The sequence below is a fragment of the Streptomyces sp. GbtcB6 genome (assembly GCF_019091475.1).
GTDB lineage: Bacteria > Actinomycetota > Actinomycetes > Streptomycetales > Streptomycetaceae > Streptomyces > Streptomyces hyaluromycini.
Genome location: NZ_JAGXJL010000025.1, coordinates 125,321 through 136,736, shown reverse-complemented (window position 1 = coordinate 136,736; position 11,416 = coordinate 125,321). Strand labels below are relative to the sequence as shown.

Genomic DNA, 11,416 nt, shown 5'->3' with positions numbered 1-11,416 from the left:
GGTCGGACAACCCGGCCCGCAACCAGGAGGAACCCGTGAAGTCCACCGCCTTCCCCGCCGTGTACGCGCTCCTGCGCGTCGCCGCCGACACCGCCGACCACTGGGTCCAAAGCGACCACCAGGCCCAGCACAAGGCCAAGCCCGGAGCCGAAGGACACAAGGCCCTCGCCGCGCACGTCGCCTCCTACACCGCCACGCAGGCCGTTGCCCTGCTGGCCGGCAACCGGATCCTCGGGCTTGGCCTGCGCGGGCGCAGCATGGCTGCCGCGCTCGCCCTGTCCGGTGCCACGCACTACCTGATCGACCGCCGCTGGCCCGTCCGACGAGCGGCCGAGGCCCTCGGCAAGGGGGCGTTCTATCAGCTCGGCGGCCCCCTCGGCGGCGCCTACCTCCTCGACCAGGCCACGCACCACCTTGTCGAAGGCATCGCCGCTTTCATCGCCGTCCGCGACCGCTGAACGAACAGGCCCTCAACCCGAGAGGAACAGCCGTGCCGCAGAGCACCGCACAGCAGATTGCCAACTACCAGGCCGGGGCCGCCCGCTCCCGCGCGCTCCAGCTGCGCATGCAGTCCGAGGGGCACACGGCGGCCGCCCAGATCGCCGCCGAATCGGTCGACGCCAACCTCGACGCCATCAACACCCTCACCACCATCGAGCAGGGGGACCAGCAGTGAACCGCGAACAGCACCTCGCCGCCGCCACCGAGGCCCTCACCAAGGCCAAGACGATCGCCGACACCGCCGAGCACCTCACCCGCGGCAGCACCCGGCACGCCGAGGGCTTCCACCTCGCCGCCGTCGGCACCCTCTACAACGACATGGCCCGCAACCACATCGAACTCGCCCGCGAGCTGGCCAAGGACGCACCGGAGCCGACCGATGACTGAGCCGAAGCTGACCCTCGTCGACCGGCTGGCCATCGCCCGCATCGAGGCCCGCGGGATCCGCCGCGCGGTCGCCGGCATCACCCACCAGCCGGACATCGACCGCGACATCGAGCGGGTGAAGGACCGCGCCCGCAAGCGCGACGCCAAGAAGAAGTAGCTCCGCCACGGGGCGGCCGCCATCGGCCTAGGAACCGCCGGCCGCCCCGTGTCCCGGACCGCCCAACTGAACGACCGGAGAGAACAGCATGACGGACATCACCGACCGGCCGCCCGCCGAGGTCGACGACACACCCGAACCGGTGTCACTCGACAAGCCCGAACCGACCACCAACCAGGCCGCCCGACCGCGCCGACGGGTCCGTATCGACTCCCTGCGCCGCGTGTTCGTCGACACCCGGCAGCACCCCACCTGGCGGTTCACCGTCCGTCACGGCGCCTACATCGCCGGCGGCACCCGCATCCTGACCCGGCGCGCCTGGGAGGCCCGCACCACCGCCGTGCACCACCGCATGATGCGCATCGCCGAGGCCTCCGGGAACGAGGACCTGCTCCGCACCTGGGAACAGCGGGCCTATGCGTTCAGGTTCGCCCGGCACAAGAGGCGCATGGACCTGCTGCAGATGGCCGTCAACCTGCCCAAGGCCATCGCGTCCGCCCTGGCCAGTGCCGGCGCCCTACTGCTGGTCATCGGCATGATGATGGCCGCGCACAGCCACGACGTGGCCGACGTGATCGCCCCGATCAACGCGGCCGTCCAGTTCGTCAGCTGGGTCGCGTTCCTCGCCGGGGTCATCTGGGAACCGCTGCTGTACTCGCTGCCCGCCCTACTCGTCGCCGGCGCCTGGGCTGTTGGCCGCGCTCAGAAGGCGGCACCGACCTGGGCCCTCCCCGCCGACGAAGGCGAGACCGGCGTCATCCCTGACGAGAACGCCATCTTGCGCGCCCTGGAGCACCTGTCCATCCCGAAGCTGAACGCGGCCATCAAGGAGGGGTGGAAGCCGCGTTGGGTGCAGCCCACCACCCGGCTCGGCAACGGCTACCACACCCAGTTGCAGCTGCCGATGGGTGTCACCGTCGAGATGATCAACGCGAAGAAGAAGGTGCTCGCCCACAACCTGCTGCGCAAGCCCGTCGAGGTGTGGCCGACGGAGCCCCCCAAGGCTCCCGGTGTCCTTGACCTGTGGGTGGCTGACCAGGGTTCCCTCAACGGTGCCGTACCGCCGTGGCCCCTGCTCACCGAGGGCACCACGGACTACTTCAAGGGCGTGCCGGTCGCCGTGTCCCAGCGCGGTGACCAGATCATCGGCCAGCTCATGGGGAAGAACTGGATCGTCGGCGGCATCATGGGCTCCGGGAAGACGTCCATCGTGGTCGCCCTGCTGCTCGGCGCGATCCTCGACCCGTTGGTCATCGCCGAGGTCTACGTGATGGCCACGAACGTCGACTACGACCCGCTCAAGCCCCGGCTGAACATGCTGGTCAAGGGCGATGACCCCGAGCAGCTGCGGGCCGGCCTCGACGCCCTGCGCGGCCTGGCCGCCGAGGTGACCGACCGGGGCAAGCTGCTGGAGGAACTCGGCGGTGACTCGCCGAAGCTCACCCGCGACATGGCCATGCGGGACCCGCGGATGCGGCCGAAGGTCGTCGTGTTCGACGAGTGCCACGAGCTGTTCATGCACAAGGAGTACGGCAAGGAAGCCGCTGAGCTGGCCATTCGAGTCATGAAGAAGGCCCGCAAGGTCGGCATCACCCTCATCTGGGTCACCGTGTCCCCGACCGCCGACAGCATCCCGCGCGACGTCACCCGCAACACCTCGCACCGGGTGGCGTTCGCGGTCGGCGACCAGGTCGCCAACGACGGTCTCCTCGGCTCCGGCAAGTACAAGGCCGGCATCCGCGCCACGGAGTTGGTGCCGGGGCAGGACATCGGTACCGCGGTCACCTACGGGTTCACGGCGAATCCGTTCGAGGTGATCCGCGCCTACTACGTGGCCCGTGACGCCGAGCGGGGCATCGACGAGGTCACCCCGGTCGTCGAGCGGGCGATGGCCCTGTACGACGGCCGCGGGCCCGTGGACGCGCCCGCCTTCGAGCCTGTCGACCACCTCGCCGACATCGCCGCCGTCCTCGGCAGCGCGCCCCGCATGCTCACCCAGGACGTGCTGCGCGGCCTTCAGGACCGCAACCCAGTCGAGTACAGCGCCTGGTCGTTCCGCGATCTCCGGCGCGTCCTCGACGAGGCGGGGCACGGCGAGTACAAGACCGGCGGTCGGCAGCATGTCGCCCTCGACCGGGTCCTGGACGCCATCGCCGCGCGTGCCGAGGACGACTTCGACGACGAGGGAGGCGACGAGGACTGAGGGAGTTCTCCCTACCCGCCTCCCCACCCTGCCTCCCTGTACATGAGCTGCGGAAATGGCCAGTCAGGGAGGCAACGGAGGCAGCTTGCGCGGGTCGTCCTGACCCCCGGAAACGGGGCGTTGGCCTCCCCTTTGCTGCTTCCCTCCCCCGGTTCTCAGTGCTCCCAGACGTCCGGGCCGCCGCCGCGCCACTCAATGAGTCCAGAGGCTGCGACATACGACTCGTCGACGTCCTCGATCCCGGCCCGGCGCAGGAACTCAGCGATGTCCCGCAGCCCGTACGCCCGGCCGAGGATTTCCCCGTCGACGCGGACGCGCCGGCCGCCGTCCTCGTCGGGCGGGTACACGATCACGGGCATCACGGAAGCCATGCCGACAGCCTCGCCCGCGCGGCGGCCGAACGCATCCGCACTGCACGAAGTCCCACCCCGACGTGAATGCCGCTGTCAAATGTGACTGAGTCACGTTATACGTATGACGGCAGCCGACGAGGCGTTCGCGCGCGGCACCGAGAGCCGTGCCAAGAGCGTGCCATCACCGCGCATCACTGCACGTCAGAGACACCACACCGCATACCTGATGCGGTTAGGGGGACACCCCGAGCAGGGTCACAACACGGACACACCGCCCACCCTCACGGCGCACACCGAGCATGATGCCCACCTCGACACGCACGTCCTTGGGGGGACCATGCACACCCGTACCGCCGCCTGCGCCATCCTGCTCGGCATCGCCGCCACCCTCACCGCGTGCAGTGGCGGCGGCTCCAAGGCAGACCCGGCCGCCTGCAAGGCCGCCATGACCAAGCAGTACAAGGACGCGGTCGCCAAGGGCGGCAACGCCCCCGAGGGCACCAGGCCGAAGGCGTGCGAAGGCGTTGACGACACGACGGTGCAGCAGTTCGCGTCCGACATCATGAAGGACGCCCTGAACAGCGCGGTCAGCAGCACGCCCACCGTGGCAGGTACCCCGGAGATCACCGCCAAGTGCCGGAAGTGGATCGAGGGCGAACTGACCGACGACACCAACTCCATCAACGCCACGGCCGGCCTCAAGGCCTGCCCCGGCATGGACAACAACCAGCTGAACGACGCCATCCAGGCCGTCACCGACGAGATGCTCAACAGCGCCACGGCGACCCCCTGACCCAACCGGAGGGCGCCCTGTTGCGGTCGCCGATAAAGCAGCTACGGTGCGCGCCAGCCTCACCCACACCGAAGGGATACACGCCATGACCAGGCGACTGTGGAAGGTCGGCACCAACTCCGGCAACGACGGATGCCCCACCCTGTACACCGAGTCCGGCACGGACACCTACGTCGTGCAGGGCGACCCGGTCACCGACCCCGCAGAGCTGGGTCAGCTCGACCTCGCCGAGGGCGAGGCCGCGGTGACCGTGCCCCGTGAACTCCTCGCGAACTTTGGCCCGAAGGAGTCCGTGCACGTGCCCCAGCCCATCAGCTTCGCCGAGTTCGGCCGCATGTTCACCACGCTTCGGCACTCGGCCTGGCGGTTGGAGACGCGCGGCCGGTACGCCGAGGACGAGGTGACCGACACGTACCGGCAGTTCGCCGCTGGCCAGCCCGTCACCTGGGATCTCGACGACCCATGGTGCGCCAACCGTCGCGAGCAGACCGCGGCCGGGAAGCGCTTCGAGCGGGTACGGATCCTCGACGAGCCCCCGACCGTCGGTCAGCGGTACCTCCTCGACAACGCCCGTCGGAACTCCGCCGTTGGCGAGGACATCCGTGTCCTGGCCCGCAGCCGCGCCGAGGAACTCCAGCTTCCACGTGAGGACTTCTGGCTGTTCGACGCCCGCGTGGTCGCCCTGCTCCACTTCGACGAGCACGACGTCATGACCGGTGTCGAGCTGATCACCAACCCCGTCGAGGTGCTCCGCTACGCCCAGGCCCGCGAGGCTGCATGGCACCACGCGATGCCGTACGACCAGTTCCGCGGGTAACTTCCCAAGGGTGACCACGGACTTCCAGCAGGCCCGCGAGGCGCTCGGCCGCCGGCTCCGTGAGCTGCGCGCCGAGCGCACCCAACGGGACCTGGCGGCCCTGCTGGAGTGGCCCCAGGCCAAGGTCTCGAAGCTGGAGACCGGACGGCAGACCGCCACCGCCGACGACGTCATCGCCTGGGCCGCGGCCGTAGGCGCTCCCGAGACGGCCGGGGAACTCACCGCCCGGCTTCAGGGCCTGGAGACGCACACCAGGTCGTGGCGCCGCCAGCTGACCGCCGGACACCGGCCGGTGCAGGACGTCCTCACCATCGAGTACGAGCGGTCCACCGAACTCCGGGCGTGGCAGGGGTCCATGGTCGTCGGGATGCTCCAGACCCCGGACTACGCCCGGCACGTCTTCACCCGGTTCGCTGAACTCCAGCAGTCCCCCAAGGACGTCGAGGACGCCGTGAGGGCCCGTGTGCGCCGCCAGGCGCTGCTGTGGGAGCCGGACCGGGTGTTCGACATCCTGCTGTGGGAGGCGGCCCTGCATGCCGCCGTGGCGCCCCCGGAGGTGCTCGCCGCGCAGATGGACCGGCTGATGTCCGTCATCGGCCTGGACACCGTCCGCCTCGGGATTGTGCCGCTCGGCGCGCAGCTGCGGATCCCGCCGGCTAACTCGTTCTGGCTGTACGACGACCGGCTTGCGATCGTCGAGGACTGGCACGCCGAGCTGTGGCTGGACGACGCCGACACCGTAGCCGTGTACCGGCGAGTGTGGGACACCCTCGCGGACGCTGCGGTGTACGGGACCCACGCACGCCGGCTGATCGCGAGGGCGCGCGCCCAGGTCTCCGACCTCGCGTGAGAATCTCGGCTTATCAGCCGCGCTCGTAGGCGAATATTCGCGAATCAGACTGCGCGCTGATTCTCGCCCGTCCCTACGGTCCTGGTCATGGCCCAACTGACCCGCACGGAAGCGCGGTACGCGGCCGGCGACGTGTGGCTCGCCGACTGCTCCGCGCACCCCGATCTCGTACGCGAGGCCTGGCATGCCGACCAGCTCGCGCCCATAGAGTCCGGCGCCCACTGGCTCGTCGCCGAGGCCCGGCTCGTCCACACGATGCCCGCCCTCACCCGGATCCGAGAGGGCCAGCGCGGCCCCGTGCTGACCGACACCCTGGGGGATGTGGCCTGGTGGCTCGTCCCGCTCGATGCCGCCGAGGAACTCGCAGACGTGCGGGCAGTGTCCGTGAAGCCGCACGGATGGCCGCTGCACTGCCCGCCCGCCGGCCGGATGCTACGCAAGCACCTGTGGCTGAACTACCCGGACGGCTCGGGAGTTCTTACGGATCCGGCCGTCCTCGCTGCAGCGCTCGGTCCGGGTGGGTTCAGCTACCGAGTGGGGGTACCGGCATGACGGCGGACGTGTCCATGACCGAGGCACAGCAGCAGCTTGCGCCGGACATCGAGACCATGCGGAGAACCGCGCACCGGTTCCTCGCCCCGGACGCCCGCCCTATCCCCACCGACGACGTGACGACGCTGGACACCGCGCTGCGCGGGCAGATCGAGGAACTCATCCCCACCATCGAGGCGATGACCCGCCTGCTCCCGGCGGACGACATCCCGAGCGCGTGTGCCCTGGCCTGCACCAGGGAGGCCAGCATGCGCCTGGGGTTGGTCCCCGGCTACAACAGCCCAGGCCAGATGACGGTGGCGATGAAACTCGCCCGGTCCGTGACGGCACTGTGCGACCACTACGAGAACCTCAAGGGCGCCTGATGCCAGCGTTCGGGTTCTGCGCCTGGTGTCGGGGCTACACCAGGAACGTGCGGCTGATCCACGTGGAGGATCAGGGCTCAGGGAGCCGGCAGGTCAGCCGGTACGCCTGCCCAGCGCACATCCGGCTGCGCGGCCTCAGGCCGCTCTCGGACGGCCTGGTTGATTCGCCGCCCGGCGAGGTGCCAGCCGCCGACGGCGAGAGATAGCCGCCACCCGATCGCCCGCCCGCTCCACGCTCCCCAGGTGACAACGGAGCGGGCGGGATCCTGGCCCCGGCCGAGCACGTCCGGCCGGGGCCGCCCCATGCCCCAACGGGCCTGTGTGCCCCGTTCCGGACCTCTCGGAGGAACTCATGCGCGACAGCTGTTCCGCGGACGCTGAGGGGCCGCTGACGCCGTTGCAACGGGTCCGCGTGCACTTCGCCCGGGCGGACCTCCAGCGCTCCCGCGTCACCGATCTGGCCGAACTCGACGAGGCGCACCTGATCCTGCTCGTCGAGCGGCTCCGCGGCCGTCTCGATGACGTGCTCGCCGTCCTCGACGAGATGACGTCGGCGCAGGAAACGCCGTGAGGCCCCGGCCGTTGACTGCTCTCTGGCCGGGGCCTCGCCGCCTCCGGGGGGCTTGACGCTGAGGCGACGTCACGGCCGTCCGCGATGCCCAACCAAGACGTTTTGGGCATTGCCGCCACGGACTCGGATGGCCCGTCGGATCGTCTTCAGCACCAGCTCCTCAAACTCGGTGGAGCCGCCTACCGTCCGCGCGAACTCCAGAACCACACGAACCTCCTGCGGTGTCGCATTCGCCGGCGTACCTGCACGCCGCGGGCTGTTGAGCATCGACGCCCACGGCGCCTCCGCCGCCTTCCGCCGGCTGTCCGGGCCCGACCACACCCGCGACCCGACCGGCAGGTCCAGCAGCTCCGGCTCGTGCTCGCCCACCCACGTCAGGCCGCCGCGCAGCCCCCCGGAGGCGGCCGCGCCGACGATGCCGCCCGCGGCCTTCCCCTTCAGCGCCTTGGAGATCAGTTTCTCCATGGTCTTCGCCAGGCTGGCCATGGACTTCTCCAGCTTGGCCTGCTGCGCGGTGAGCTTGTTGACGACCGCCGTCTGATCCTTGATCGCTTTCGCGTACACGGAGTCCGCAGTCGTCTTCCCCGCGGACCCGGCCGCCGAATTGATCTGCCCTTGCAGCGAGTTCAGCGACTTGATCTCCGACGACGACGCACCCAGCAGCGCGCCCGCGGTCTCCAGGCCACCGCCAGAAATCCCAGCCTCGCCGATCTGCTGAATCAGCGCCGACGACAGGCCCTTCGCCTTCAGCTGCTTCAGCGCGCTCGCGAACGCGGTCGCCTGGTCCCGGGACTGCGTGAGACCGCCCATGATCGAGCCGACCGTCACCGTGCTGCCACTGGCCCCGCTCGTGATGTTCGCCGACGACAAGATCCCCGACTTCACCGACGAGGCGAGCTGCGACGAGGCGTCCTTCAGCGAGTTCAGCTTGTCCTTCGCCGACGCCAGCGACTTCGTCACGCTGTTCAGCTGCTTCTCGTAGCCGATCAGGCTCTTGCCGACGCTCGACAGCCGCTTCAGCAGCGACGACTCCGTATGCCCCGAGAACGCCGCCTTGATCTGCCCCGCCACGCCGTTCAGCGCCGACACCAGACTGCTGACATCCGACGGCGCGCCCAGCGACTTCTCGAACGGCGTCCGCTCGTAGCCAGCGGCCCGCCCGAAGTAGGAGATCCCGAACTGGCTGCCCAGCTGGCCGCGGGCGTCCTTCATCGCCTGCGACATGCCGCCCTTCGCGAACTTCGGCAGCCGGTCGTTGTTGATGGCCTCCAGCAGCGGCAGGTGCTTCTTCGTCGCGTTGGCGTTGACGACGAACTCGGTGTTCGACGTGCGGCCGACAGCACCGGACGCGAACAGGGTGAGGATGCTGTCCGACGTTCCCGAACCTGGGCCGCTGAGCAGTCCGTTCGGCGCGAACTGCACGTCCCCGCCGTCCGCGTAGCCACGCACGCGGCCGCCCGCCGCATAGTTCCGCTTGGCCACTGGGATGCCGCCGCTGGCCGGCGAGCCCACCGAGTAGAACGTCGTGGTCACACTGACGTGCCTGTCTTGCACTGAAGCCAACTGCGCCTTCGCCGCCCGGACCTTCGCCTCCAGGTCGGCGATGTCCGCCCGGAGCGCCGCGCGCTTCGACGCCGGCACGTTCTTCAGCTGCGCCTTGGCCGTCGCGATCTGCGACTCCCAGTTGTTGATGTCCAGCTTCAGCTTGCCCGCGGCCAGCTTCGGGGCGGCGTTCGCGGCGAAGCTGTTCGCCTTCGACTCCGCTGCGGAAAGCCCGTTGAGGAACGCGCCCTTGAAGGTGTCGAACTCCCTGTTCGCGGCCTTCAGCTTCGGTCCGATCCCGGGCACCCAGCCGAACGCATCCGCCGCCCCCGACACAACCCCGTCCAGCGCGGTCAGCACGCCCTCGGACATGAGCCGGAACATGTGGATGATCGTGGGCGCGGACTTGATCGCCGCCCCCGACATGGCCAGCACGCCGTCACCGAAGACCCGCGCGCCCTCCTGGATCGCCCGCTTGTTCCGGTCGATAGCGTCCGCCAGCGCGGTGAACGGGCCGGCCATGCTGGAGTAGTTGGCCGGAACGAACACCGAGGCGAGCGCCGTACCGATGTCCTTCAGGGTGGGAGCGACGTCCGCGCCGAACGTGCGGATCCCGCGGAGCCCGTTCTCCGCATCGTGCATCAGCGGAGTAGCCGCCTTCAGCGCCAGGCCCAGCCCCTTGAACGCCACCTGCGCCGTGTCGCCGAGCAGCATCAGCGTCTGCTTCAGGACCGGGCCGCCGAGCTTCGCGAACTGGCCGGAGAACTCGCCGATCGCGGGAAGGATCTTGTCGTTCAGGGCGTAGCCGAGCCCGTCCAGCACCTGCGCCGCGCCGCCGATACCGCCCTCCAGGCCCTTGAACATCGACGGCAGGCCCTTGGACAGGGTGCCGCCGGCCAGGTTCGTGAGCGCGTCGAGGGTCGGCTTCGACTTCGCGCCGAAGGACAGGAACGATTCGACGAACGGGCCCATCGCCCTCGTCATGTCCTTCACGAACCCGGTGCCCAGCTTCAGGTTCGTGGCGAAGTCCTTCTGGAACCCGGAGTCCTTCATCATCCGGCCCACGCCCTTGGCTGCGTCACCAAACGAGCCACCCAGGTCGGTCATGCCGCGGCCAAGGATTTTCACGAGCGGCCCGGCGTCCTTCACTGCCTCGGTGAAGCCGGGCAGCATGGCCTTTTGGATCTCCTTGCCGACCCCGCCGAACTGGCCCTTCAGGTCGACCATGGCCTTCGTGAAGTCGCGGGCCTGCGGCGACAGCTTCTTGAGAGCGTCCGCGTACTCCTTCTTCCCCTTGCCCGCAGCCTCCATCGCACCGGAGACGCCCGCGAACCCGAGCTTCAACGTGCCCGCGGCGGCACCCAGTCCGAGCATCGCGGGGGCGGCCGCGCCGAGCGCTGGTAGGAGTGCAGTGCCCAGCACCGCGCCCACCTGCATGAGGGACGGTGTCAGGCTCGCTGCGCTGCCTTGCAGACTCATGACGGAGTTGTTGAAGCCGTCGCTGGACCGGCGCATGCTGGCGGCCGTCGCCGCGAACCGGCCGTCCATCGTCCTCAGCCGGCCGTTGATGTCCCGGAATCCGGCCTCGCTACGGTCGTTGACCCGGACTGTGATCGTTACGTCGTCGCCGCTCACGAGGCCGCTCCGCTCAGCAGCTGCGCCAGGTCGGAATCCATGTCACTCGGCCACACCTTCACCGGCAGCCCGACCATCGCGAACAGGTCGAGCTTCGTGTCCACCGGCCACTCGCACCAGGCCAAGGGATCGAGCCCTGCCGCCTGGAACAGGCCGTGCACGATGAGGAACGCCTCCACGTTCGGCATGCCTTCCGCGCACGCCTTCCGCGCGGACTCCACGTCCTGCTCGTCGAGGCCGTAGAGGGTGAAGAACTGCCCCTTGTTCTCGCCCTCGACGAGCGTGATGTTGACGTACTTCGCGGTGGCGGCCCCCAGCTTCGCCCCCAGGCGGCCCTTCTGGCGGCCGCGGCCCTTGCGCCGGCTCATTCCCCCGCCCCCGCCCGGACGGACGCCACGGCGCTGTCGAGGAGACGCAGCCGCACCCGCCTGATGTCCGCCCGCATCTCCGGCCGGGCCCTCCAGCGGCGAACCGTGCGCCCGCTGACGCCGATCTCCGGCCCGATCTCCTCCGTGCTGCGGCCCATGGCCAGCAGCACCGCCGCCCGCATCCTCGGGGGCAACTCTGCGCGTCCAGGACTGTCCATTGTTGTCCACCTCCTACAAAGATCGTACGACCGAATGCAGGAGTTCATACAGAAACAGCGGCATCACATTGGGGGATTCCGACAAACAGCGGCACGTGGCCCTT

Annotated in this window: 15 protein-coding genes; 11 read left to right on the top strand and 4 right to left on the bottom strand. The window is 69.5% G+C overall.

Annotated features, from left to right (window positions below):
* The first annotated feature begins 35 nt into the window (after positions 1 to 35).
* The 5 genes from KVT45_RS34575 (at position 36) to KVT45_RS34555 (ending at position 3,248) form a co-directional block, all read left to right on the top strand.
* Positions 36 to 458, top strand: coding sequence for a transcriptional regulator (locus KVT45_RS34575; protein ID WP_217553098.1), 423 nt, complete (start codon positions 36 to 38; stop codon positions 456 to 458).
* Positions 459 to 490: 32 nt separating this feature from the next.
* The gene (locus KVT45_RS34570; RefSeq protein ID WP_217553097.1) at positions 491 to 676 is read left to right on the top strand and encodes a hypothetical protein; all 186 of its coding nucleotides are present in this window, start codon (positions 491 to 493) and stop codon (positions 674 to 676) included.
* A complete protein-coding gene (locus KVT45_RS34565) occupies positions 673 to 888 on the top strand; it encodes a hypothetical protein (RefSeq protein WP_217553096.1) in 216 nt (71 codons plus the stop codon). The genes KVT45_RS34570 and KVT45_RS34565 overlap by 4 nt, the downstream gene beginning before the upstream one ends.
* On the top strand, positions 881 to 1,045 hold the full coding sequence (locus KVT45_RS34560; protein WP_217553095.1) for a hypothetical protein: 165 nt from the start codon (positions 881 to 883) through the stop codon (positions 1,043 to 1,045). Before KVT45_RS34565 ends, KVT45_RS34560 begins: the two co-directional genes overlap by 8 nt.
* 88 nt (positions 1,046 to 1,133) lie before the next feature.
* On the top strand, positions 1,134 to 3,248 hold the full coding sequence (locus KVT45_RS34555) for a zonular occludens toxin domain-containing protein (protein WP_217553094.1): 2,115 nt from the start codon (positions 1,134 to 1,136) through the stop codon (positions 3,246 to 3,248).
* A gap of 155 nt (positions 3,249 to 3,403) precedes the next feature.
* Here the strand turns inward: KVT45_RS34555 and KVT45_RS34550 are convergent, their stop codons facing one another.
* Entirely contained in the window at positions 3,404 to 3,619 is a 216-nt protein-coding gene (locus tag KVT45_RS34550) for a hypothetical protein (RefSeq protein WP_217553093.1), read from the bottom strand.
* Between the two features lie 103 nt (positions 3,620 to 3,722).
* Between KVT45_RS34550 and KVT45_RS34545 the strand changes: the two genes are divergently transcribed.
* From KVT45_RS34545 to KVT45_RS34520, 6 genes are all read left to right on the top strand, one after another.
* A complete protein-coding gene (locus tag KVT45_RS34545; protein ID WP_217553092.1) occupies positions 3,723 to 4,394 on the top strand; it encodes a hypothetical protein in 672 nt (223 codons plus the stop codon).
* A gap of 85 nt (positions 4,395 to 4,479) precedes the next feature.
* Positions 4,480 to 5,211, top strand: a complete 732-nt coding sequence (locus KVT45_RS34540; RefSeq protein WP_217553091.1) for a DUF6879 family protein — start codon at positions 4,480 to 4,482, stop codon at positions 5,209 to 5,211.
* Between the two features lie 10 nt (positions 5,212 to 5,221).
* Positions 5,222 to 6,061, top strand: a complete 840-nt coding sequence (locus tag KVT45_RS34535; protein WP_217553090.1) for a helix-turn-helix transcriptional regulator — start codon at positions 5,222 to 5,224, stop codon at positions 6,059 to 6,061.
* An 87-nt stretch (positions 6,062 to 6,148) separates the two neighbouring features.
* Positions 6,149 to 6,613, top strand: coding sequence for a hypothetical protein (locus tag KVT45_RS34530; protein ID WP_217553089.1), 465 nt, complete (start codon positions 6,149 to 6,151; stop codon positions 6,611 to 6,613).
* Positions 6,610 to 6,978 carry a DUF6415 family natural product biosynthesis protein gene (locus KVT45_RS34525; RefSeq protein WP_217553088.1) on the top strand — a complete coding sequence of 123 codons (369 nt, stop codon included), beginning with the start codon at positions 6,610 to 6,612 and terminating at the stop codon, positions 6,976 to 6,978. Before KVT45_RS34530 ends, KVT45_RS34525 begins: the two co-directional genes overlap by 4 nt.
* Positions 6,979 to 7,330: 352 nt before the next feature.
* Positions 7,331 to 7,549, top strand: coding sequence for a hypothetical protein (locus KVT45_RS34520; RefSeq protein WP_217553087.1), 219 nt, complete (start codon positions 7,331 to 7,333; stop codon positions 7,547 to 7,549).
* 69 nt (positions 7,550 to 7,618) lie between these two features.
* On the opposite strand, the gene KVT45_RS34515 is transcribed toward KVT45_RS34520, so the two are convergent.
* From KVT45_RS34515 to KVT45_RS34505, 3 genes are read right to left on the bottom strand one after another with little or no spacing between them, the layout of a single operon-like run.
* Entirely contained in the window at positions 7,619 to 10,726 is a 3,108-nt protein-coding gene (locus tag KVT45_RS34515; RefSeq protein ID WP_217553086.1) for a hypothetical protein, read from the bottom strand.
* A complete protein-coding gene (locus KVT45_RS34510) occupies positions 10,723 to 11,094 on the bottom strand; it encodes a hypothetical protein (RefSeq protein WP_217553085.1) in 372 nt (123 codons plus the stop codon). Before KVT45_RS34510 ends, KVT45_RS34515 begins: the two co-directional genes overlap by 4 nt.
* Complete coding sequence (locus KVT45_RS34505) at positions 11,091 to 11,312, bottom strand: helix-turn-helix domain-containing protein (RefSeq protein ID WP_217553084.1); 222 nt, start codon at positions 11,310 to 11,312, stop codon at positions 11,091 to 11,093. The genes KVT45_RS34510 and KVT45_RS34505 overlap by 4 nt, the downstream gene beginning before the upstream one ends.
* Positions 11,313 to 11,416: the final 104 nt, after the last annotated feature.